Below are 21,514 nucleotides of genomic sequence, written 5' to 3'. Positions count from 1 at the left end.
AGACTGCATAAGTGCCAGAGGAGCAGAAGTCGACGCATCGCCGCACGCTCCTGCTGCAAGGAGTTGCCATCTCCGGTCTCGGAGCTCGGAGCGAAATGCATTAGAGTCGATCGTCAGGTCGAGGCGTGGAAGGGCGCCGCGCTCCGGCGCCGAGTGGGAGCAGCGCGATGAACGAGATCAATTTCTACAAGCTTCCGCGTACCATCCAGGACGGCGTGATCGAGGCGTTCCGCGGGCGGTTCGCGCCGGCGCCGATCGTCAGCCGGTTCGGGACTCGGCGCACCATCGTGGCTTGGCTCACAGTCAGCGCCGCCTCGGGCCTCCTGCTGGCGGCGCTCTGTGCGGCCGGCCTGGGCGACGTCAACAGCGTTCTCGCGCTCCACCCGACGTCGGCGGCCGCCGCGTACGTGCTGCTCGCCGCGATCACCGTCATCGGCGTGCTCCGGGCGCTCGCCTACAACGCCGACCTCATCACGCTGCCGTTCGCGCCCGGCCTGTTCGTCTTCCCCGCGAACCTGGTCGACGCGCGCGACCACAGGCTCCGGGTCTTCTCGCTCGCGGAGCTCTCGCGCGTCTCGGCGGGCCCTCGGGGCGCCGTGGTCCTCACGTTCGGCGGCACGCAGCACGCCTTTCCCCTCGAGGACCCGTCGCGCTCGGACGACGTGATCCGGGAGGTCGAAGCGGCGTGCAGCCGCATGAAGGCGAAGCCCGACGCCGCGGAGCTGCGCCGGCTCGATCCCTTCGAGCCGCCTGCCATCGAGAGCCCGTTCGCGTCGCCGATCCCGCTCTCGCGCGAGGTCCCGGGGTGGCAGAGCTATGCATGGCTCCTCGCGGCCGCGGTCGGCGTGGCCCTCGGCCTGGGGCTCTTCTTCCTCCGCAACCGGATGAGCGACGCTCGGATGTACGCCGCGGCGCGGGAGCGCGACGACGTGGCCGCGTACCAGAGCTACGTCGCGCGCGGCCGCGGCCACGCGGAGGTCGTCTCGCAGGTGCTGCTGCCGCGGGCCGAGCTGCGCCTCGCGGTGGCGAAAGGCTCGGTCGAGGCCATCGACGACTTCCTCCGCGCCCACCCCAGGACGGGCATCCAGGCCGAGGTCGCCGCGGCCCGCCGCGCCGCGCTCGCCGCGGAGCTCGAGCGGGCGCGGGAGGTGGGTACGCTCGCGGCGCTGCTGGCGTTCGCGGAGCGCTACCCGAAGCACGGCCTGGACAAGACGTTCAACGACGCCAGGCACGCGCTCTATGCGCGCGCGCTCGATCGGTACAAGAGCGAGATGCCCGAAGGGAGCGAGCAGAACGCGGACTTCGTGCGGCGGCTCCTCGCCTACGCGGAGCGCGTGGGGCCCAGGAGCACGCCGCAGGGCCTCCGCGGCCCGGCCGTCCAGGTCCGCTTCCGGCGGCTTCCGTCGCAGGACCTGGAGCGCGCCGACGAGATCGTCAGGAAGATCCCGATGTTCAGCGGCGCCGCGTCCCTGCCGAGCCGCTACGTGGATGCGACCCGCCTCGATCCCCAGGAGAAGCGGACCGCGTCGGCCCTGGTGGAGGGGCTTGCGCGGGGGTTCGAGCCGGAGTTCGTCACCTTCGAGCCGGGCCCGCCCCTCGAGGGCGCCGCCGAGGAGCAGCTCACCGTGACCTCCCCCTCCCTCGTGGTGAGCTATCGCGTCGAGTCGTCCGGGATCGCCCACGCCAGCAAGAAGCCGCAGCTCATCATCATGGGGCTCAAGTTCTTCTTCAAGACGGAGTTCATCTTGCCCGGAGACGCGGAGCCGCTGCTCACGAGCTACAAGATCGCGCGGCGGGTCCCGGCCGGGCTCATTCAACAGCAGACCCCCGCCCCGCGCCCTGGGATCCTCGAGGCCATCGTCTACGAGGCCATGATGCGCGAAGCCTTCATCGACCTCGAAGAGCGCTACCTCTCCAAGTGGTTCAGGAAGCGCGACGCGCCCCGGTGAGGGTGGACGCGGCGGGCGCGCGCGACGCCGGGATCTCGCGAACGGGCGCCGCGGAGGGGGCTTTACGCACGCCGCGGCTTCCCGCCCGGCAACGAGTTCCGGATCGTCTGCGGCATCGACGAGGGGGCCCGGTGGATGTGGTACAGCGCTTCGACGGCAGGCGCACATCTTAGCCGCTCGACCGCGCCTCCCCGCCCGACAGCAATGCGATGAGGCCGTGCGGGGCGGTTTCGCCGAAGCAAAGCTCGAAGGTCGCCGCGGCTTCGGGGGCGGCCTTCGCTCCACGAACGAACATCGCTTCTTCGTATTCGGCGAGCGCGGCTTCGAGGTCATTCGGGTGCGCGGCGATGGCCTTGCCGAGCTCCGCGCCGTCGACCATCGCGAGGTTTGCGCCTTCCCCGTCGGGCGGGCTCAGGTGCGCGGCGTCGCCGAGGAGCGTCACGCCGGGCACGCGATCCCAGCGATGCCCGGCGGGGAGCTTGTGGATCATGCGCGGGACCGGATCGGTCTCGCCGTCGGTGATGAGCGCGATCAGGGCGGGGGCCCAGCCGTCGAACTCCGCGGCGACGCGCGCCCGCGCCGTCTCCGGGTCGGTGAAGTCGATGTCCTCGATCCACGCCTTTGGCCTCGTGAGCGCGACGTAGGTGTGGAGGACGCCGTTCGTTTCGCGGTGCGTGATGATGCCTTTGCCGGGCGTGAGCGCGTAGAACGCGCCCCCGCCGACGAGCTTGGCGCTGGCGGAATGCCGCGCGTCGGCGTCGAGCAGGTACGTCTCGATGTAGGTGGTGCCGACGTATTCGGGCTTCGCGTCGGAGAGGAGCGGCCGGATCCTCGACCACGCGCCGTCGGCGCCGACGACGAGGCCGGTGGTCACGGTCGACCCGTCCGCGAAGGTGAGCTCGTGCTTTCCGTCGCCGAGCGCGCGCACGCCCGTGAGCTTGCGGCCCCATCGCACGGTGTCAGGCGGGAGTGAGTCGAGGAGGATGCGCCGGAGGTCGCCGCGGAGCACCTCGGGGCGAACGCCGGAGCCGTCGTCCGGCTGGTCGAGGAGGACCGTGCCCCGCGGATCGACCAGGCGCATCGCCTCACCGCCTTCGTGGACGATGCGGCGGAACTCGTCGAAGAGGCCGGCGGCCTCGAGCGCGAGCTGGCCGTTGTAGTCGTGGATGTCGAGCATCCCGCCCTGGGTACGCGCCTCGGCGGAGGCGTCCGCCTCGTACACGGTCGCCCGGATCCCGTGGACGTGGAGGACGCGCGCGAGGGTGAGCCCGCCCGGTCCGGCGCCGATGATGGTGATGGAAGTCATCTTGATTCCTCTCGGTCTTCAGCCTGGAACATCGTTCCACTCATTTACCTGGAACGCCGCTCCAGAACTGTCAAGATGGAGCCGTGGCGAAGAAGGCGGCGCGAGGGCCGGAGCGCGAGAAACGCCGCGAGGATGCGCTCTCGCGCGAGCGGATCGTCGAAGCGGCGATCGCGCTGCTGGACGCGGACGGTGAGGATGGGCTGACGTTCCGCGCGCTCGCGACGAGCCTGGCGACGGGCCCGGGCGCAATCTACTGGCACGTCACGAACAGGAGCGAGCTCCTCGCCGCCGCGACCGACGCCGTGGTCGCGCGCACGATGGGCGAAGTGCGCGGCTCGACCCGGCCGCACGAGGCGATCCATCGCGTCGCGCTCGGCGTGTTCGACGCGATCGAGGCGCACCCGTGGGTGGGAGCGCAGCTCTCACGCGCTCCGTGGGAGACGGCGATGCTGCGGATCTACGAGCGCCTCGGCCGCCAGGTCGAGGCGCTGGGCGTCCGCGGGAGCGCCCAGTTCACCGCGGCGTCGACGCTGCTCAGCTACGTCATCGGGGTGAGCGTCCAGAACGCCACGGCGAGCCAGTTCGCGCGCCGCGAGCTCGCGCCGTCGACGAACCGCGTCGACTTCCTCGAGGCGGCGGCGGCGCGCTGGCGCGAGCTCGACGCCCGTGAGTACCCGTTCACCCGAAACGTCGCCGCCCACCTCGCCGGCCACGACGACCGCAAAGAGTTCCTCGCCGGGATCGACCTCATCCTCGCCGGAATCGCGGCCTCGAAGTAAGCCGCGGACGTCGCGATGCAAGCGCCGGTCGGTGAAACCTCCGAGGGCGCGAGGACGCGCATCGTCGCCGACGACGATGCGGACATGCGCGGCTACCTGGAGCGCTTACTCCGCCCGCTCCGCGTCATCGAGCTCGCTTTCAGGAGGGATGCGGTTCTCTACGTCAACCAGCGCGTACAGCGTGGCTGTATGGTGGGATGGCCACTACGAGGAGATTGACATTCGGATCGCGTTTGGATTTCCTGGCTCCTGTGGCGCTCAATGGTAAACCGACCGACGCTGCACCTGCGGCGCATCGCGCATTGGAGCAGCGACGCGGAGGAAGCGTCGCAGGACGGCGAATCCACGATTCGTCGGATTCGTCGTCCATACTTGAGTGGCAACCCCTGGAGGAAATAAAACGACCATGAATTTGAGAGAGCTGAGCATTGCGACCTTCAATCTCTTCAACCTCAACGAACCCGGATTACCGATGTACTCGGACCCGGAGGGCTGGACCCAGGATCAATACAATCTCAAGCTCAAATGGGTCGCCCGGCAGCTAAAAATACTGAAACCCGACGTTTGCGGGTTCCAGGAATTATGGCACCGAGATTCCTTGAACAAATGCTTGCAGACCGCGGGCATGACGGAAAATTACGATGTGCTGACGCCGGCAGAGGCTACGGGAACGAAGATCGTCTGTGCCGCCATCGTACGCAAGGGACTCCTGGAAGGCCAGCCGAACTGGATAGAGCGTTTCCACAGAAAATTCGTTCTGCAATCCAGCGGCGACGATCCGCAAACGCCGGACATCAACGTGGGCATCAGCGGCTTCTCCAGACCGGTTCTCCACTTCACGATAAAACCGCGCGAAAACGACCCTGCGATTCATGTCTACGTATGCCACTTCAAATCCAAGGCGCCGACGAAAGTATTCAACGAAGCCTGGTTCAAGGCAGACAGGACTGCATATTCAAAGCACTCGGCGGGGCTCGGGTCGGCGCTTTCGACGATCCGTCGAACGGCGGAAGCGGCAGCGCTTCGCTTCCTTTTGACAGAACAGATGAAGGGCAACAATACACCCGTCATCGTGATCGGCGATATCAACGATGGGCAGCAGAGCAACACTGCCAATGTATTGACCGGCCAACCGAAGTACCTGGTAGGCGATTCGGCTGGAGGTGGGGACACCGCACTCTATACCGCGCAGACCTTGCAGGAGTATCGCGACACAAGGGACGTCTACTACACGCATGTCCATCAGGACATACGCGAATCGCTCGATCACATCCTGGTGAGCCAGGAGTTTTACGACAACAGCCGCAAACGTCTATGGATGTTCGACGGCATGACGGTGAATAATGATCATTTGAACTTCGAGGATCACAAGGCCGACGGCACCAACGATCACGGCATCATTCGCGCGATCTTCAAGTACAAGCCGATGAAGAAGGAAGCGCAGGACGTGATCGAAGAGGAGACTTGAGCCCGCTCGCGGGTTCTGCGGCTTTGCGCGCTGTAGCGCCCGCAGGCTGCGGAGTGAACGCGGCCTCCTCGATGCATCGATAAGCTCCTGATACAGCGTCACTTCTTCGAGGAGCAGAGCAGAGCGGCGGTCGCCCGCACAGGAGACGGGCCCAGATCGGCGTTTTCGGCGCGCAAGCGCACTCCGGTGCGCTGAGCACCGAGAACGTCGAGGTGGGCCCGTATCCGAAGCGGGCGACCGCCGCTCTAGAACGGGACGAAGTCCTGATCGCCTGCGGCGCGCGGCGCGCGCCCGTTGCTCGATGCGCCGCCGCTCGGGGGGCCCTTCTGCGGCGGCCTCCACAGCGCCTTGCCGCCGCGGCGGTCCGGTAAACGCCCCGGCGCCGCTGGCCTCTGGCCCGGGTCGCCGTCGCTCTCCTGCGCGAGGCGGAACGACGCCATCACGCTCTGGAGCTGCTCTGCCTGCGCCGAGAGCTCGGCCGCCGTGCTGGCGAGCTCCTCGGAGATCGCCGCGTTGCGCTGCGTGGACTGCTCTATCAGCTCCACCGCCCCGCTGATCTGGGCCACGCCGTTCGACTGCTCCTTGGATGCCACGGCGACGCCCTGCACCAGCTCCGCGGTCTCCCGGATCGACGGGACGAGCTCCGCGATGAGCTGTCCCGAGCGCTCCGCGACGACGATGCTCGACGTGGCGAACGAGCCGATCTCCTTCGCCGAATCCCGGCTTCGCTCGGCCAGCCGCCGCACCTCCGTGGCGACCACGGCGAAGCCCTTGCCGTGCTCGCCCGCGCGAGCCGCCTCGATCGCGGCGTTCAAGGCGAGCAGGTTCGTCTGGTACGCGATCTCCTCGATGATCACGATCCGCTGGGTGATCGCCTTCATCGCCTCGACCGTCTCCCGGACCGCCTGACCGCTCTGCTCCGCGTCCCTCGTCCTCCGGTGCGCCGTCTCCTCGACCTGCTTGCAGTTGGCGGCGTTCTTCGCGATCGTGCCGCTCAGCTGCTGCAGGCTGGTCATCGTCTCCTCCACGGACGCCGCCTGCTCGCTGGTGCCCTGCGACAGGCTCTGCGCCGTCGCCGAGAGCTGCACCGAGACCGAGGAGACCGAGACCGCGCCGCTCCGGACCTCGCCGATGAGGCCCGCCAGGCGCTCCGACATGGCCTTCACGGCGCCGAGCATCTGGCCGAACTCGTCGGAGCTCTTCACCGTGACGTGGCCCGTGAAGTCGCCCCCGGCGATGCGCTGGTGGATCGACACCGCCTGGGTGAGCGGCAAGAGGATCATCCTGCTGAAGACGAGGGCGAGCACGGCGGCGACGACGATCGCGAGCAGACCTCCTATCTGCAGCGTCACGTACATCGTCTTGACGAGCGCGTTCGTCGCCGCCTGCCGCTGGGCGAGGAGGGCGATCTCCTCGTCGTCGATCTCCTTGAGCGCCGCGCGCATCTGGTCCATGAGGCTCTTCCCGCGCCCCTGCCTGACCTCCTCGACGGCGCGATCCGCCGGCGCCCTCGCCTCGTCCGCGCTGCGGCGGTACCGGATGATCGGCTCCAGCACGGAGGAGAGCCACTCGTCGTGGAGCTTGTCGATCTTCTCGAGGCGCGTCTGCTGGCGCGGGTTGTCCCTGGTGAGCTCCCGGGCACGGCTCAGGCTTTGCTCGAACCGGTCGCGCCCGCTGCGGTACGGCTCCAGGAACGCTTCCGCCCCGGTGATGACGAAGCCGCGCTCTCCTGTCTCGGTGTCGAGCAGCGACGCCATGATCTCTCTCGTCGTGAGCATCACCTCGTACGTGTGCTGGTCCCATGAGCGGGCCTCGTCGAGCTCCGCGAACCTCTGGTAGGCCGTGCCCGCCAGTCCGAGGACGATGACGACCATGGCGGCGAAGCCGAGGTAGAGCTTCCGGCCTACTCCGATATGCGCAAGCATGATGCATGCTCCGGGCTAGATGTGGTGCGGCTTCCTTCGAGCCCCGCCGGGGGCGGGAGCCGATACACGGATGGCGCGACGCACCGCACGCGGTGGTCCGTCCCGTGGAGGCCCTCGGCGTGTCCGAGGAACAGGTACCCTGAAGGCGCGAGGCTGGCGATGAGCCTCGCCACGATCGACGCCTTCGTCGCGGCGTCGAAGTAGATGAGGACGTTCCGGCAGAAGATCAGATCGAAGAGGCCGAATCGCTTGGGTGCCGCGTCGAGCAGGTTGAAGCGCCGGAAGGTGATGAGCCTGCGCAGCTCCGGCCGGGCCTTCATGAGGCCCGCGCTCGCGCCCGTCCCGCGGAGCATGTAGGTGCGCAGGCGCTCCTCCGGGATCTCCGAGGCCCGCTCGATCGGCCACACCGCGCGTTGCGCCTGGTCGAGCGCGCGGACGGAGAGGTCCGTCGCGAGGATGCAGATCCCCGGAGCGCCGGTCGACGCGGCGGCGGCCCGTGGCGGCGCCTGTCCCGCCGCGTCGCTGCGATCCCGGGAGGGCAGGCTGTCGAGCAACGACATCGCTATCGAGCAGGGCTCTTCCCCGGTCGAGCAGGCCGCGCTCCAGGCGCGCAGCGGGCGGCGGCCGCGCGCGAAGGACGCTCCGTGGCCCGCGCTCTCGTGCCACGCCGGGAGGATCTCGCGCTCGAGGAGATCGAACTGATCGCGCTCCCGGAAGAAATGGGTCTCGTTCGTGCAGATGCAGTCGAGCATGTGCACGAGCTCGCCCTCGCCGCCCGGCGCGGTCACGCGGCGGTAGTACTCGCCGAAGCTGCGGAGCCCGAGCGCGCGGAGCCGGGGCCCTAGGCGGCAGATCAGGAGCGGCTTCTTCTGCGGGCCGAGCGCGATGCCCGAGGCGCTCTTGACGAGCCTCTGGAACAGCGCGAACTCCTCGTCGCTGAGGGCGCGCGGGCCCAGCTCGGCGAGCGAGATCATGGCCTGTCCCCTTCGCCGGCCGGCGCACCGTGGCCGCCTGGGAGCGCCGGCGGGGCCCCGGGGGCCGAGGGGCCGGGCGTCGTCGAGGCCAAGAGCTCCGCCGGCGAGAGGATGCGGTCGATGTTGAGCAGCAGCACGAGCTTCTGGCCCACCTTCGCCATCCCGAGCAGCTGATCCACGCGCACCTGCGCGCCAAAGGCCGGCGCGTGCTCGATCTCGTCCTCGGAGAGCGTGAGCACATCGCCCACAGCGTCGATGAGCAGGCCGAGGCGGGTGTTCTCGCCGTCGAGCTCGGTCTCGACGATGAGGACGCACGTCCACCGGCTCACCCTCGTCGGCGGCAGCCCGAGCTTGACCGCGAGATCGATGACCGGCACGACGCGGCCCCGGAGGTTCATGGCGCCGACGATGCACGCTGGCATCATCGGGACCCGCGATGTGACGCTGTGCTCGACGATCTCCCGCGCCCGGAGGATGTTCACCGCGTACTCGTCCCCCGCGATGATGAAGGAGATATATTGCGACACGGGGCTCGACGCGTCGGAGATCATGACGCCTCCATGGAGAGAGATGGCAAAGGGGCGCCCTGCGCGCCGGGGCGCCGGCTCATCCTGGGCTGCCTCCGGCGGCCGCTGGCGCTGCCCTGCGCTCGTCGGGGGCCTCGACCGGGCCGAGGTCCCCGAGGACGCCGCCGAGCAACGCGTCGACGTCGAGGATCATCGCCACGCTGCCGTCGCCGAGGATGGTCGAGCCGGAGATGCCCCGGACGCGGCGAAACAGCTGGCCGAGCGGCTTGACCACCGTGCGCCCCTCGCCGTCGAGGAGGTCGACCACGAGGCCGGCCTCGGAGCCGTCGTGCGCGACGATGACGACGCGCTCATCCGGCGGGGGAGATCCGCCGAGCCCGAAGAGCGCCCGGAGGCGGACGCACGGCAGCGCGCGTCCGCGCCGGATCATGAGCCCCTGGGCGCCGCCGTGCGCGAGCGCGCCGCGGGGCAGATCGCAGCAGGCGAGCACCGCGCGGAGCGGGATCACGTACCGCTCGCCGCCGATCCCGACGGAGAGCCCCTCGATGGTGGCCAGGGTGAGCGGGAGCTGGATCGACAGCGACGTGCCGTGCCCTTCGCGGCTCTCGATCCGGATCGTGCCATGGATCGACTCCACGCTGCGCCGCACGACATCCATGCCCATGCCGCGCCCCGCCAGGTGGGACGACTCCGCCGCCGTGGAGAACCCGGGCTCGAACACGAGGCTGAAGAGCTCATGATCGGGGAGCGCCTCGGGCTCCGGGTGCCTCCCCAGCGCGCAGACGCGGGCGGCGATGCGCTCGCGGCTCATCCCGGCGCCGTCGTCGGAGATCCGGAGCGCGATGCCGCCCCGCTCGTGCGCAGCGTGAAGGGTGATCGTGCCGCAGGGGTCCTTGCCCGCGGCGCGCCGCGCCTCGGGCGGCTCGATGCCGTGACAGATCGCGTTGCGCAGGATGTGCGTCAGGGCGTCCCGGAACCGCTCGACCACGGCCGTGTCCACCTCGACGTCGCCGTGCACGACGAGAAGGCGCGCCTGCCTGCCGTGCGCGTGGGCGAGATCGCGCACCGTGCGCTCGTAGTGCCGGAACCAGGGGCCGACCGGCACCATGCGCGCGGCGCGCACCGCCTCCTCCAGCTCCTTGCAGAGCCGATCTTGCTCCTCCATCTCGTCGCGCAGCGCAGCGCCGGCGTCGCCGCGCACCGCGCGGAGCGTCCGAGCGATCCTGTTCCGGCCGAGGGTGAGCTCTCCGATGAGATCCGCCATGCAATCCAGCTTCTCGACGGCGACACGGATGCTCTTGATGCCGGTCGCTCCCTCCGCGTCGTCCTCGGTCGCGCGGCGCGCGCTCGTCGCCCCCGCGTCCTCCTCCGCCTTCAGCCCTCCGCGCCGCGCTTCCTCCAGGCGCGCGACGACCCCTCTGTACGAGGTGCTGCGCTCGGCCTGCCCCCGCTCGACCTCGGCAACGAGCCGGCGGGCTGCGTCCACCGTCTCGAGCAGCAGCGAGACCACGGGCGTCGAGAGCGGGAGCTCGCCGCGGCAGAGCGCCTCGATGATGTCCTCGGCGGCGTGCCCGAGATCGCTCAAGCCGCCGAGGCCTATCGAGCCGGCGCTCCCCTTGAGCGTATGGGTGGCGCGGAAGACGCGCTGGAGGACCTCGTGAGCGTCGCGGCCGGTCTCGAGTTGCAGCAGCGCGCGCTCGATCTCGTCGAGGAGCTCGTGCGCCTCTGGCGTGAACGTCTGGAGCAGCTCGTCGCGATCGCTGTCCATGCGGCTCACAGAGGCTGGATCGAGATGGCGCCGTCGCTCGTCCGGAAGACGATCTCTAGTGCTTGCTCAGCGCCATATGCTCGATACGCAGGAGGGTCTGAGAATCGTCGACCAGCAGGATTTTCTTCCGCGGCATCGTTGCCCCCCTCGATCCGATTCAGCGGACATGGCGCGGCTGTGCCATCGCGCATGAGCACGACTCCCCCTCTTCCACCTGCCAGCCACCTGCCAGCCACCTGCCAGCAGGGCGTCTCCCCCGAGCAGGATCACCCTACCACGAGAGCAGGCGGAACCTCCAATAGAAATTTGCAACAGGCACGCATCTGGTCCCTGTCGGTCGCGATGATTTACCGGCTCGCCCGGATCCTCTCCATGAGGTTCGCGGCCACGGCGCTGGTGGCATGCGGGCGGGCAGGCGCTGGTAGGCCTGCAGCCGGAGCGCGCGGCCTCGAGTGGAGGCGCCATCCCCGCAGCGACAGCGATCGCGCGCGGACCAGGCGCGCGAGCTCCGCGACCGGGAGCTCATGGAGGTCGAAGGCAGCTGGAAGGGAGGCGGTAGGGAGACAGGTAGCAGGGAAGCAAAGGATGTGCGCCGCAACAACGCACAGCAAGCCTGAAGGAGCGACGCGCGGGTGCGTTCGGATGTCGAGCCACAAGGACGCCTGGAGGGCGTGAGCGCCGCCCGCGACCCATGGACGGTGCGGTCCGGCGAGATCCGTTGTCGGACCGCACCCTCGAATCCATCGCTCGGCGCTCCGCGAGGGTTCCTGAGGGTCGAGGGCGGCGCCCTCGAGAAGGCAGAACAGGCCGAGCTCGACCGCGGGAGCGTGGTAGCTCGACTGGCACAGCTGCCAGAGCAGCCGATCATCGATTGCGCGTGGACGGCATCAACGCTGGCGCTCGCTCGCGGGTCACGATGCCGTTGCTGCTGAAGCATCACGGTTACTTACCGACTGCTGCCCCATCAACACCAGGATCGCGCGACGGGCCTCGCCCGACCGGATCGCGCGGAGGTGGCACCTCGAGGACTGGTTCACCGCGCTGGCGCAGCGCCTGGCTTCCGGCGCCCTGAGCGCCCCGCCTCCGGGATGCTCGGGGCAGCCGTCGGGTCCGAGCCCCGAGGGGCGCGCGCCGCGCTCACCGCTCCTGCTCGACCATCGCGCTCCCGCCGTGGCGCCGGACCGGCTCGGCGACCGCGGTCACGGTCCCATCGCCGTCGAAGCGCAGGGCCGTGGCCGCGCCGATCTCGCCTCCCATCGTGCCCGCGTCGGAGAGGACGTGGCCCAGGGACGCGAGCCCCTCGGCCTCCGGGGCGCTCAAGAACGCCGTCTCCGCGTCGGTGGCGCCGTCGCCCGAGTTGCGCTGCGACAGGCGCGGCGCCGCGAGCGCCCTGTCGATGGGGAGGCCCAGATCGAACTGGCCGACGAGGATCTGCAGCACCGTGGTGATGATGGTGGACCCGCCTGGCGAGCCGAGCGCGAGCACGGGCTTGCCGTCCTTGAGGACGATCGTGGGGCTCATGCTGCTGCGCGGGCGCTTGCCCGGCTCGACCGCGTTGGGGTGCGGCGAGCTCGGGTCGGGCGGGATGTTGAAGTCCGTGAGCTCGTTGTTCAGCAGGAAGCCGTACCCCGGGACGACGATGCCATTGCCGCCCTCGAACTCGATGGTGCAGGTATAGGACACGATGTTCCCGGCGGCGTCGCTGACCGTGATGTGCGTCGTCTCGTTGTCGGACGCGTCCCTCGGGCCGGCGCCCCCGCCCCTCGCCGCCGGGGCGCGGCCGGGCGCGGGGCTCGGATCGCTCTGGAATGGGTAGGGATCGCCCGGCGCCGCCGCGGCCGAAGGGGCCTCGACGAGGTCGATGAGGGCGCGCCGCGCGTCGGCGTAGTCCTTCGAGAGCAGCCCCTGGACGGGGGCGTCCACGAACTCGGGATCGCCGAGGAAGGCGCCTCGATCCGCGAACGCGAGCCGGGAGGCGCCGAGGGTGCGGTGCAGCACCTCGACCGGCGTGAGGGTCGCCGTGTCGTACGCCTCGAGCAGGTTCAGCGCCTCCGCGACGGCGATCCCGCCGCTGCTCGGGAGGCCCAGGCCGTAGAGGGTGTAGTCGCGGTACGTCGTCGAGAGCGCGGGGCGGACGCGGGCCTCGTAGCCCTGGAGGTCCGAGAGCTCGATGACCCCGGCGCGGACGTTGAGCGCGCTCCCGGGCTCGACCGGAGGCGACTTCACCGCGGCGACGATCGCCTCGGCGACCCGCCCTTCGTAGAACGCCTTCTCTCCCCCCTCGGCGATGAGCCGGTAGGTGCCGGCCAGATCCGGGTTCTTGAAGATCGTGCCCACCGGCCACGGCTCGCCGTCGGGCCCCAGGAAGAGCGCTTTGCTGCTCGTGATCGCCTGGAATCGCGCGAGGTTGCGGCGGGTCTGGTCGAGGAAGGTCGCGTCGACGTCGAACCCCGCCTCGGCGACCTGGATGGCCCGCTTCAGCACGTCTCCGAGCCCGAGCGTTCCATGGCGGCGGAGCGCCTCGCTCCAGCCCCGCACCGTGCCGGGCACGCCGACCGACAGGCCGCTCGTCACGAGCTCATTGAACGCGATCGGCGCGCCGTTCTCATAAAAGGACCTCGCCTCGAGCCGGGACGGCGCCGTCTCGCGGTGATCCAGGGCGGCCACCTGTTGCTCGCCGGCCAGGTAGACGAGCATGAAGCCGCCGCCGCCGATACCGCAGGAGAACGGGTCGGTCACGCCGAGCACGCCCGCCGCGGCGACCGCGGCGTCGACGGCGTTCCCCCCTCGCTTCAGGATCTCGATGGCGGCCAGCGTCCCGCGGAGATCGACCGTCGCCGCCGCCCCCCGCCGCCCGGTGGCCGTCGGCGCGATCTCCGGGAGCCGGGCGAACAGGTCGTCCCCGGCGCCGCCCTCGGTGGCGTCCGGCTCGGCGCCTGCGTGGCCCGGCGCGGAGCCGCCGTGGCCCACCGGAGCGAGCCTCTCGTCCGGTCTGCAGGCGCTGCAGGAGGCGCAAAGGAGGAAGAGAGCGAGAAGGAGTCCGGGTGTCTTCATGGGTCCTCTCGGGGTGCGCTGGAGGGCGGACGGCTCACGGTCGCACCCCGCCTCGTGCGGCAGAGTCGGCCGTGAGGGCCCTGTCCAGGAGCCGCCATGTGCGGCATCGCATTGCCCCGGAGATTCACAATGCAACCGCCGTACCGGCGTTCGCAGCCGAGCGGGCGGCTGTGAGGTCGAGCCGGTCCTTGCCACAAGGCAACCATCGCGGTAATGGTTCGGCAGGTCATGAGCGCCAGCGCGTAGCCCCGGCTCGCTGGCCGACAACCCTCCGATCCGCGGTGGGGTGTCCCGGGTGACGACCTGGCCGGCCGCATCTGCGGCGGGCAAGCGCGGACTCTGGTCGCCCGGAGTCCCCTGGACTCGTGAGGTGGTATGTCGATCGCTTCCCTCGTGGATTCGCGCCCTGCCGCGGGCGCGCCGGCGCCGCCTGCCCTCGGCGCGCTCCCTTTGCCCGTCGTCGGGGCGGACCTCTCCGTGCCGCTCGTCACCGGCGAGCGGGTGGGCTACGTGAACCTCGATTACGCGGCGAGCGCCCCGTGCCTGCGCTCGGTGCTCGACGCGGTCGCGGCGCTGTTGCCCTGGTACAGCAGCGTGCACCGCGGGGCGGGGTTCGCGTCCACCGTGACGACGGAGCTCTATGCCGCCGCTCGCCAGGAGGTGGCGGACTTCGTGGGAGCGCGCGACGAGGACACGGTGGTGTTCACGAGGAACACCACCGACGCGCTCAACCTGCTCGCCGCGGCGCTGCCCGAGGACACGACGGTGGTGATGTTCGCCTCGGAGCACCACGCGAACCAGCTGCCGTGGCGGCGCGGTCGGTCCGTCGTCCTCCCGGTGCCCGCGAGCGCGGACGAGGCGATCGCGCGGGCCGACGGCGCGCTGCGCGGCGTGCTCTCACGCCATCGGCTGCTCGCCGTGACGGGGGCGAGCAACGTCACGGGCGAGCTGTGGCCGCTCCCGGAGCTCGCCGCGGTCGCCCATCGCCACGGCGCGCGGCTCGCCGTGGACGCGGCCCAGCTCGCGCCGCACCGCGCGATCGCGCTCGCCGGGATCGGGGCCGATTATGTCGCGCTGTCCGGTCACAAGCTCTACGCCCCCTTCGGCGGCGGGGTGCTCGTCGGCCGCGGCGACTGGCTCGACGCCGCGCGCCCCTACCTCGCCGGCGGCGGCGCCGTCCGGCGCGTCACGCACGACGGCGTCGAATGGGCGAGCGGCGCGCCCCGCCACGAGGCCGGCACGCCCAACGTGGTCGGCGCGGTGTCGCTGGCGGCGGCGTGCCGCGCGCTCTCCGAGGTGGGCATGTCCGCGGTGGCGGCGCACGAGGCGAGCCTGCTCGACCGCGTCACGCGCGGCCTGTGCGCCGTGCCCGGGGTCGAGCGCCTCGCGATGTGGGGCCCGGAGAGCCCGCGGATCGGCGTCGTGACGTTCAATGTGCGGGGCCTCCATCCCGGCGCGGTCGCCGCGGCCCTGAGCGCTGAACACGGCATCGGCGTGCGGGACGGGTCGTTCTGCGCGCACCCGCTCATGACGGCGCTCGCCGGGGATCGCGCGCCGGAGGCGAGCGGAAGCGCGGCGGTGCCCCTCGCGGTGCGGGCGAGCTTCGGCGTCGGCACCAGCGGGGCGGACATCGACCGGTTCCTCCTCGCGATCGCCGAGCTCGTCGCCCGGGGTCCCCGCTGGCGTTATCGCCTCGACGGAGGGCGGCATGTCCCCGACCCGGATCCTCGCCCGCGCCCTGCGCTGGCGGGCCTGCTCGCCGGGGGCGCGGCCAGCGCGGCGCTCGGGCCCCTGGCGAGCCAGCTCGCGCCCTGCCAGGCGCCCCCCTGAGGCGGATCAGCCCCCGGGCGCGCGGCCGAGGGCGAGCGCGCGCCGCGCGAGCGCGCGCAGGTCGGCGAGGGTCGCCCCCTCCAGCGGCGAGGCCTCGGGGTCGACGTCCTCGCCGCGCGCCGGCGCATCCCCCCGGCCGAGCGCGTCGAGGAGCCAGCGCGCCGTGAGCACGTCGCCGCCGAGCCACGCGCGCGCCGGCGAAACGAGCGGGATGTGCGGGACGTGCGGATCGTCAGAGAGCGCCGCGGCCTCGATCCAGCCGATGGGCACGCGCGCCAGCGCCGCGGCGGAGGCGCCCGGCGGCACCGGATCGTCGGGCGCGGTCACGGGCTGGAAGCGCTCGGCCGCGAGCTCGGGCGCCTCGCCGCCGTCGATCAGCGGGAGCGCGGCGCGGAGGGCGACCCCCTCGACGACGGCGCGCGCGAGCGCCTCGAGCGAGAGGCGCGCCGGGAGGACCTCGGAGAGCGCGGCCGGGGCCTTGCCCAGCCAGCGGTCGATGACGCGCTCGTCCGGCGCCGCGAGCTCCGGGGGGATCGCGGGCGCCGCGTCGAGGCCCGCGAAGACCTCGATGAGGACCGCGCCGTCCGGCGTGGCGTCGAGGCCGAGCAGCGCGGCGGGGCGGTGCTGCAGCGAGATCCACTCGCGCCCGAAGTAATGCGCGGGCGCGCCGGCGCGGGAGAAGCCCTTGAGAAAGCCGCGCACGTTGCGGTTGAGGAGCGTCCGGGCCGTGGCGTCGGGCGCGAGCGCGGCGGCGTGCGGCAGCGCGAGGGTCCACACGACGCCGCGCCCGCCGAGGAACGCGGCGGTGCCCGTCGTGGCGCGCCGCAGGACCTTCGCGCCGCGCGCGGCGCAGGCCGAGAGGTCGACCACGCGCGCTGCGCGCTGGGCCGCGCCCAGCACCACGGCAGGCCCCTCGACGAGGCTGGCGGCGAGCCAGGGCGCCGCCTCTGCCGTGCGGGCGCGCGCGAGCAGCGCGGGGCCGAGCGCGAGCGCGTCCTCGAGAGGGCGATGAACCGGCGGGAGCGAGTGCATGGCGGGCATCGAGGGAGTCTCCTTGGCGTGAAGCTCGGCGCGCGGCGATGCGGCGGTCGCCAGCACCGCCTGCCAGGGCTCCGGAGAGAGAGTTCAACGCAAAGGCGCAAAGGCGCCAAAAGAACAAATCTCGTGCATTTTTGCGTCTTTGCGTTGAACCCTCTCCCGGCTCGCGAGGCAGATCCCTGGCAGGACTGTTCCGTGGGGCCGAACCGTTGCGATCTGCCGGCCTGCGAGAGCCATCGACCCGTTGACGGCAGCCCGGGGCGGGGTGTGCCATGGTGCCATGTTCAACGCCCGCCCCGATCGACCATGGCTCCCCGCCGAGCCCTCGGAGCGACTGCTCCGGGTGGAGATCACGGTACCCCGGCCCGAGGGGAGCCAGGCCCGCAAGCCTGTCCACCTCTCGCTGGTGATCGACCGCTCCGGCTCCATGTCCGGCGAGAAGCTCCGGCTCGCGCTGGAAGCTGCTCGCCAGGCCATCCGCACCCTCCAGCCCGGCGACCGCTTCAGCGTGGTCACCTTCGACCACCACGTCGAGGTGCCCATCCCCTCCACCGAGGCCACGCCCGGGGCGCGGCTCCGCGCCGAGGCCGCGCTCGACACGGTGACCGCGCGAGGCAACACCGACCTGGGCGGCGGCTGGCTCCGCGGCTGCGCCGAGGTGGGCGCGCACCTGCCCGAGGATGCCATCGGCCGCGTCCTCCTGCTCACCGACGGCCAGGCCAACCACGGGATCACCTCGCCCGACGAGCTGACCTCCCATGCCCGCTCCCAGCGGCTGCGCCGGGTGACCACCAGCACCATTGGCCTGGGCGAGGGCTTCAATGAATTCCTCCTGGGCCGCCTCTCCGAGGAGGGCGGCGGCAACTTCTATTTCGCTGCGCGCGCCGACGAGCTCCCTGGATTCGTCGGCCGGGAGATCGGCGAGGTGCTCTCCGTGGTCGCCCGCGACGCCGCGCTCCTGATCCGCGCGCCCGAGGGCGTCGAGGTGGAGTCGCTCAATGACTACCCCTGCACCCGCGACGGCGGGACTTGCTCCTTCTCGCTCGGCTCGCTCCCGGGCGGGATGGTGCTGGCCCCGATGTTCCGGCTGCGCTTCCCCGCCGGCGCGATCGGCGAGACGCACCTGGTCGACGTCGCGCTCACGGACCGGGACGGCGCGCTGTCGAAGGAGCCCTGGACGCTGGCATGGCCTCGGGTCGCGGAGGAGCAGGTCCGCGCCCAGCCGGCGGATCCGGAGGTGCTCCGGGCCGCGGCTGCGCTCGACGCCGCCCGCGCTCGCCGGGTGGCCCTGGGGCTCAACGACGATCGCCGGTGGCAGGAAGCCGCGTCCACGCTGGCCGACGCGGCCAACCGGCTCCGAGGCTACGCCGACGGGGATCCCGAGATCCGGGCCGAGGCGGACCGGCTCGACGCCGAGCGAGATGCCTATTCCAGGCCGATGTCCTCCCTGAGCAAGAAGAGCCATTATTACGACGCGATGATGGCCATGAAGATGGGCGGCCGCGGCCGCGCCCGGCCGGGCCCTCGGGTCCTCGGGGTCCCCACGGCTGCGCGGCTGGCCCCGCTGCTCCGGACGGCATCCCAGGCGCTCGGCGGTGTGAAGGGGGCGCCGGCCTTCGACGTGGACCTGTCGTTCCAGGGGTCCCCGATCCGTGCCGATCCGCTCTCGCAGCGCGGCGAGGATGAGCTGGTCGCCGACGCGGACGCGCTGGACCCCGGCGCCCTCAAGGTGGTCTTCGTGGAGCAGCCCCTGCCGGACCGCTGGTTCTCGCACTGGCATCCGGGACACCGGACGGCGGTAATCTCGCTGGCCGGCCTGGATCAGCTCATCTCCTTGCCAGCCGCGTCCTTCGTGGCCTACGAGCTGCTCCTCTACGGGCTACACGCCCTCTCCGCCGATTATGAGCCCGCGAAGCTGTTGCACACCGAGACCCTCGCCTGCCTCTTCGACCTCTGCCAGCAGAAGGCCGAGGTGGGTATCAAGCTCCAGGCCGGTCATGTCTGCGCCGGGTGCCTCGGGAAGCTCTCTACCGTCGGCCTGGATCGCGACGTGGTGACCCAGCTATGGCGAGCGGTCCAGGCGCTCGCTCAGTCGGGGACGCCCACGGGGCGCTGACCTCCAGCATCGCTCTCTCGACCCCATTTACAGGTGGCCTGGTAACTTCTTGCGCTGACGTCATGCACGCCGTCGTGGCGAGGGCGCATCGCGCAGCGCGCATCGCATGGCCGTGCCGGCGGGTACGCTCGCCGGAATTCGATTGACGGGCACCGACATGGCTACGTAAGTTGCTCATGCTGCCATGACCCTTACCACCATGGCGAGCAATGAAGTCTTTCACCACAAAGGAACATTCCCATGCAAGAGATCAAGCAGGACGACAAGGTGACCGAGCAAGGTGCCAGCGAGATGGACCTGTTCGGCTGTGACATCACGCCCGAGGCCCTCGAGCGGTACGTGCTCGCCAACTACACAACAGCCGCGCAGTCGTCGTTGCTATCGGCCCTGGCGCTCGCGCAGGTCCTGAAGTAGCCGCGGAGCCCGCGCGCTCGACCCCTCCGTTCGCAGGCTGCCATGTCGTGACCGGGACGAGCGTCTCGTCCTTCACATCCTGAACCCCTCGTCGACTTCGATATCCTCTCATGACCAAGATTCGGTCAGATTCACCGCAGGGCCCCAACGGTGGGATGACATGGGGCGGCAGCCTCCCGTCTCCTCTCCACCGCGACGCGCGGCTGGCTTCCTTGGGGAACATCCAGCATCTCGAGGCTGCGAGCGTCGAGGGGTGGCTCGCGCGTCACGGCCTGCTCCACCCGCGCGGCGACGTCCGGGTGACGCTCCTGTCGGGGCGAGCGTTCGCCGCGCTCGTCGAGACCGAAGGAGACCGTCCGCTCTTCTTGAAGCAGCCCTTCGCCGCCATCCCCCCCGTGGGTGCTCGCCGAGAAGGGATGCTCTTGCGCTTCGTCTCTCAGCGCGAAGATCTCGAAGGGCTCAGGCACGTCCTTGCGAATTTCGTCGTCTACGACGAGCCCGACAACGTGACGGTGACGGCGGGCCTGCCGCTTCACCGGACGATCCACTCCCTCGGGGTCCCGCCGGCCGATCCCCTGCTGCGCGCGACCGCCGGACGGCTCGCGACGATGCACACCGTATCGGCGGCGGCGGAGCTCACGGACGAAGAGCGCGCGACCTACCAGGCGATCAACCCCGTTCCGAGCTACGATCGAATCACGCCGGACGACCTCGCCAACGCGCCGGGAAACGGGTTCGTCCTCCTGCTCGCCGTCATGCAGGCCCTCAGCGAGCCCCTCGGCGCGGCGCGCGCGGAGTGGCGCCCCGCTTGCCTCATCCACGGAGATTTCCGGGACGACAACATCCTGATCGACCCCGCCGCCGAAGGCGACCCGAGCCCCGTGTTCATCGACTGGGAGATGGGCGGCTGGGGTGACCCGCTGTGGGATCTCGGCGCCCTGATCGGGCAGCTCCTCTACTACTGGGTCGAATCCATCCGCGCCGAACAGGGCAGCGACTTCGCCTCCTGGGTTCGAGGCGCGTCGATCCCGTTCCATCGTGTCCAGCACGCCATCCAGGTGGTTCTGGAGAGCTACGCCGAGGCCTCCGGGCGCACGCTGTCCGGGCCCGACGGCTTCATCGATCGCTGTGTGCAGCTCGCCGGGGTCTTCCTGCTGCATCGCGTCCTGGGCTCTCTCGAGAGCATCGGGGGGATCCACCCGGCGGCCTTCTACTCTCTGCACCTGGGGCGAACCCTGGTCGGCCAGCCCAGGCACGCTGGACGGATCATCGCGAAGGGGCTCCTGTGACGCGCACCGCAGCGAACAACCCGTACCTTCGTGTGTTCGGGAGGATGGCCGCCGAGCTCCGCGTGTCGGGTGATGGAGACTTCGTCCATGTTCCGGTCGCGCAGCCCGACGTCGAAGACCATCCGGACCACGGCTTGCCGGCGCTCTCGCCGGACGCGCGGGCGCCCGCTGTTCCGGCGGGCTTCGCGCACTTCATCTACGGCCATTTCTATCTGAGGGATCCCAGGGAGGCGGCCAACGCGCGGAGCAACGAGATCTCCAAGGTCCCCATTCGAGCGCGCGAAGACGAGGCGCTCGGCCTCTCGCTCCGCTCGGCCAACCGAGGCAAAGGATACGCCGACGGCGGCTGGGAGATCGTCGGTCGCCACGAGGAGGAGTGGCTCGCGCGCAAGGCCGGCATCACGCTCCTCGTGCGGGAGAGCGACCTTGCCGGCGATGTGCCGCCGGGCGCGCCCCCGGTCGTGTCCATTCGCTTCCCCCACCATCGGCCCTACATGTACCCCGGCTTTTACACGGCCGTCGGGGATCGGGGCCCGGCGGCCCCTGAAGCGGGCAAGCCGCTCCTGCGCATCTACATCAACGTCGATCCGGAGGCCGCTCCGCCGCTCGTCGAGCTGCTCACGGCGGCATTGAGCCCCTCGCTGTCGCAGTTCTCGCTCAAGGTTCTGAACAATCCGCGGTTCTATCCCCGCCCGGACGCCGCGGTGGCCTACGTCCTGCGCGAGGACTACGGGCGGGTCAAGCCGGTCCTCGAGGGCATGGTCCGCGCCTTCAGGGCTCACCTCAACGCGGAGACCCCGTCCCTCACGCGCCCGCTCGCGCCGGGCATCGCCGTCGCCGAGGAGCCGGCCACGGACGGTGTGTTCCGGCCGAGCTTCGGCCAGCATCGTTGCACCCTGGTGGCTCGCGGCCTCACGCGCGCGTTCGCCGATGCTGTCGAGAGCGCGGAGGGCCGGAGACGGTACATCCTGCGCGAGCTCGAGCACGGGGGGGTGAACCCGATGTCCCCGTACCTGAACCCAGGCTCGTCGGACGATTTCGCCCCGCTGGACATCGTATGACCTTCACCGGTTTCGA

16 protein-coding genes and 1 riboswitch are annotated in these 21,514 nt (G+C 70.6%); of the genes, 9 read left to right on the top strand and 7 right to left on the bottom strand.

Features of this window, described 5'->3' with window-relative positions:
• Positions 1–167: 167 nt before the first annotated feature.
• Positions 168–1,949: a hypothetical protein gene (locus WMF12_RS06220; protein WP_437868595.1), complete on the top strand. Its 1,782-nt coding sequence runs from the start codon at positions 168–170 to the stop codon at positions 1,947–1,949.
• 169 nt (positions 1,950–2,118) lie between these two features.
• Here the strand turns inward: WMF12_RS06220 and WMF12_RS06215 are convergent, their stop codons facing one another.
• The gene (locus tag WMF12_RS06215; protein ID WP_437868590.1) at positions 2,119–3,255 is read right to left on the bottom strand and encodes an FAD-dependent oxidoreductase; all 1,137 of its coding nucleotides are present in this window, start codon (positions 3,253–3,255) and stop codon (positions 2,119–2,121) included.
• A gap of 83 nt (positions 3,256–3,338) precedes the next feature.
• Here WMF12_RS06215 and WMF12_RS06210 point away from each other — a divergent pair, with 83 nt between their 5' ends.
• From WMF12_RS06210 to WMF12_RS06200, 3 genes are all read left to right on the top strand, one after another.
• Positions 3,339–4,034 carry a TetR/AcrR family transcriptional regulator gene (locus WMF12_RS06210; RefSeq protein ID WP_437868585.1) on the top strand — a complete coding sequence of 232 codons (696 nt, stop codon included), beginning with the start codon at positions 3,339–3,341 and terminating at the stop codon, positions 4,032–4,034.
• A 15-nt stretch (positions 4,035–4,049) separates the two neighbouring features.
• A complete protein-coding gene (locus WMF12_RS06205) occupies positions 4,050–4,253 on the top strand; it encodes a hypothetical protein (protein ID WP_437868577.1) in 204 nt (67 codons plus the stop codon).
• A gap of 187 nt (positions 4,254–4,440) precedes the next feature.
• Entirely contained in the window at positions 4,441–5,502 is a 1,062-nt protein-coding gene (locus WMF12_RS06200) for an endonuclease/exonuclease/phosphatase family protein (RefSeq protein WP_437868572.1), read from the top strand.
• A 245-nt stretch (positions 5,503–5,747) separates the two neighbouring features.
• Here the strand turns inward: WMF12_RS06200 and WMF12_RS06195 are convergent, their stop codons facing one another.
• The 5 genes from WMF12_RS06195 to ggt form a co-directional block, all read right to left on the bottom strand.
• The gene (locus WMF12_RS06195; protein ID WP_437868564.1) at positions 5,748–7,427 is read right to left on the bottom strand and encodes a methyl-accepting chemotaxis protein; all 1,680 of its coding nucleotides are present in this window, start codon (positions 7,425–7,427) and stop codon (positions 5,748–5,750) included.
• Positions 7,406–8,401, bottom strand: coding sequence for a CheR family methyltransferase (locus WMF12_RS06190; RefSeq protein ID WP_437868546.1), 996 nt, complete (start codon positions 8,399–8,401; stop codon positions 7,406–7,408). Before WMF12_RS06190 ends, WMF12_RS06195 begins: the two co-directional genes overlap by 22 nt.
• Positions 8,398–8,952: a chemotaxis protein CheW gene (locus tag WMF12_RS06185; protein ID WP_437868530.1), complete on the bottom strand. Its 555-nt coding sequence runs from the start codon at positions 8,950–8,952 to the stop codon at positions 8,398–8,400. The genes WMF12_RS06190 and WMF12_RS06185 overlap by 4 nt, the downstream gene beginning before the upstream one ends.
• A 55-nt stretch (positions 8,953–9,007) precedes the next feature.
• Positions 9,008–10,696 (bottom strand): chemotaxis protein CheA, encoded by a 1,689-nt coding sequence (locus tag WMF12_RS06180; RefSeq protein WP_437868512.1) that lies wholly within the window; start codon positions 10,694–10,696, stop codon positions 9,008–9,010.
• A 1,137-nt stretch (positions 10,697–11,833) separates the two neighbouring features.
• Complete coding sequence (gene ggt / locus WMF12_RS06175) at positions 11,834–13,750, bottom strand: gamma-glutamyltransferase (protein WP_437868501.1); 1,917 nt, start codon at positions 13,748–13,750, stop codon at positions 11,834–11,836.
• A 224-nt stretch (positions 13,751–13,974) separates the two neighbouring features.
• Positions 13,975–14,089, top strand: a riboswitch (SAM riboswitch).
• A gap of 36 nt (positions 14,090–14,125) precedes the next feature.
• Here ggt and WMF12_RS06170 point away from each other — a divergent pair.
• Complete coding sequence (locus tag WMF12_RS06170; protein ID WP_437868493.1) at positions 14,126–15,580, top strand: aminotransferase class V-fold PLP-dependent enzyme; 1,455 nt, start codon at positions 14,126–14,128, stop codon at positions 15,578–15,580.
• A gap of 6 nt (positions 15,581–15,586) precedes the next feature.
• Here the strand turns inward: WMF12_RS06170 and WMF12_RS06165 are convergent, their stop codons facing one another.
• Entirely contained in the window at positions 15,587–16,621 is a 1,035-nt protein-coding gene (locus WMF12_RS06165) for a lipoyl protein ligase domain-containing protein (protein WP_437868476.1), read from the bottom strand.
• A 277-nt stretch (positions 16,622–16,898) separates the two neighbouring features.
• Between WMF12_RS06165 and WMF12_RS06160 the strand changes: the two genes are divergently transcribed.
• The 4 genes from WMF12_RS06160 (at position 16,899) to WMF12_RS06145 (ending at position 21,498) form a co-directional block, all read left to right on the top strand.
• Positions 16,899–18,734 carry a vWA domain-containing protein gene (locus tag WMF12_RS06160; RefSeq protein ID WP_437868451.1) on the top strand — a complete coding sequence of 612 codons (1,836 nt, stop codon included), beginning with the start codon at positions 16,899–16,901 and terminating at the stop codon, positions 18,732–18,734.
• Between the two features lie 240 nt (positions 18,735–18,974).
• A complete protein-coding gene (locus WMF12_RS06155; RefSeq protein ID WP_437868441.1) occupies positions 18,975–19,148 on the top strand; it encodes a hypothetical protein in 174 nt (57 codons plus the stop codon).
• Between the two features lie 110 nt (positions 19,149–19,258).
• Positions 19,259–20,437 (top strand): phosphotransferase family protein, encoded by a 1,179-nt coding sequence (locus tag WMF12_RS06150; protein ID WP_437868435.1) that lies wholly within the window; start codon positions 19,259–19,261, stop codon positions 20,435–20,437.
• Complete coding sequence (locus tag WMF12_RS06145; protein ID WP_437868434.1) at positions 20,434–21,498, top strand: T3SS effector HopA1 family protein; 1,065 nt, start codon at positions 20,434–20,436, stop codon at positions 21,496–21,498. The genes WMF12_RS06150 and WMF12_RS06145 overlap by 4 nt, the downstream gene beginning before the upstream one ends.
• Positions 21,499–21,514 lie beyond the last annotated feature (16 nt).

Origin of the sequence: Sorangium sp. So ce363, assembly GCF_051520435.1 — a bacterium.
Taxonomy (GTDB): Bacteria; Myxococcota_A; Polyangia; order Polyangiales; family Polyangiaceae; genus Sorangium; species Sorangium cellulosum_B.
The sequence above is the reverse complement of the archived record's forward strand: the minus strand, read 5'-3'. Positions and strand labels throughout refer to the sequence as shown.

Coding starts and splice junctions, on each gene's coding strand:
- WMF12_RS06200 (WP_437868572.1), top strand. CDS start 4,441: ATGAATTTGAGAGAGCTGAGCATTGCGACCTTCAATCTCTTCAACCTC.
- WMF12_RS06185 (WP_437868530.1), bottom strand. CDS start 8,952: ATGATCTCCGACGCGTCGAGCCCCGTGTCGCAATATATCTCCTTCATC.
- WMF12_RS06205 (WP_437868577.1), top strand. CDS start 4,050: ATGCAAGCGCCGGTCGGTGAAACCTCCGAGGGCGCGAGGACGCGCATC.
- WMF12_RS06170 (WP_437868493.1), top strand. CDS start 14,126: ATGTCGATCGCTTCCCTCGTGGATTCGCGCCCTGCCGCGGGCGCGCCG.
- ggt (WP_437868501.1), bottom strand. CDS start 13,750: ATGAAGACACCCGGACTCCTTCTCGCTCTCTTCCTCCTTTGCGCCTCC.
- WMF12_RS06195 (WP_437868564.1), bottom strand. CDS start 7,427: ATGCTTGCGCATATCGGAGTAGGCCGGAAGCTCTACCTCGGCTTCGCC.
- WMF12_RS06190 (WP_437868546.1), bottom strand. CDS start 8,401: ATGATCTCGCTCGCCGAGCTGGGCCCGCGCGCCCTCAGCGACGAGGAG.
- WMF12_RS06215 (WP_437868590.1), bottom strand. CDS start 3,255: ATGACTTCCATCACCATCATCGGCGCCGGACCGGGCGGGCTCACCCTC.
- WMF12_RS06155 (WP_437868441.1), top strand. CDS start 18,975: ATGCAAGAGATCAAGCAGGACGACAAGGTGACCGAGCAAGGTGCCAGC.
- WMF12_RS06220 (WP_437868595.1), top strand. CDS start 168: ATGAACGAGATCAATTTCTACAAGCTTCCGCGTACCATCCAGGACGGC.
- WMF12_RS06180 (WP_437868512.1), bottom strand. CDS start 10,696: ATGGACAGCGATCGCGACGAGCTGCTCCAGACGTTCACGCCAGAGGCG.
- WMF12_RS06150 (WP_437868435.1), top strand. CDS start 19,259: ATGACCAAGATTCGGTCAGATTCACCGCAGGGCCCCAACGGTGGGATG.
- WMF12_RS06165 (WP_437868476.1), bottom strand. CDS start 16,621: ATGCCCGCCATGCACTCGCTCCCGCCGGTTCATCGCCCTCTCGAGGAC.
- WMF12_RS06160 (WP_437868451.1), top strand. CDS start 16,899: ATGTTCAACGCCCGCCCCGATCGACCATGGCTCCCCGCCGAGCCCTCG.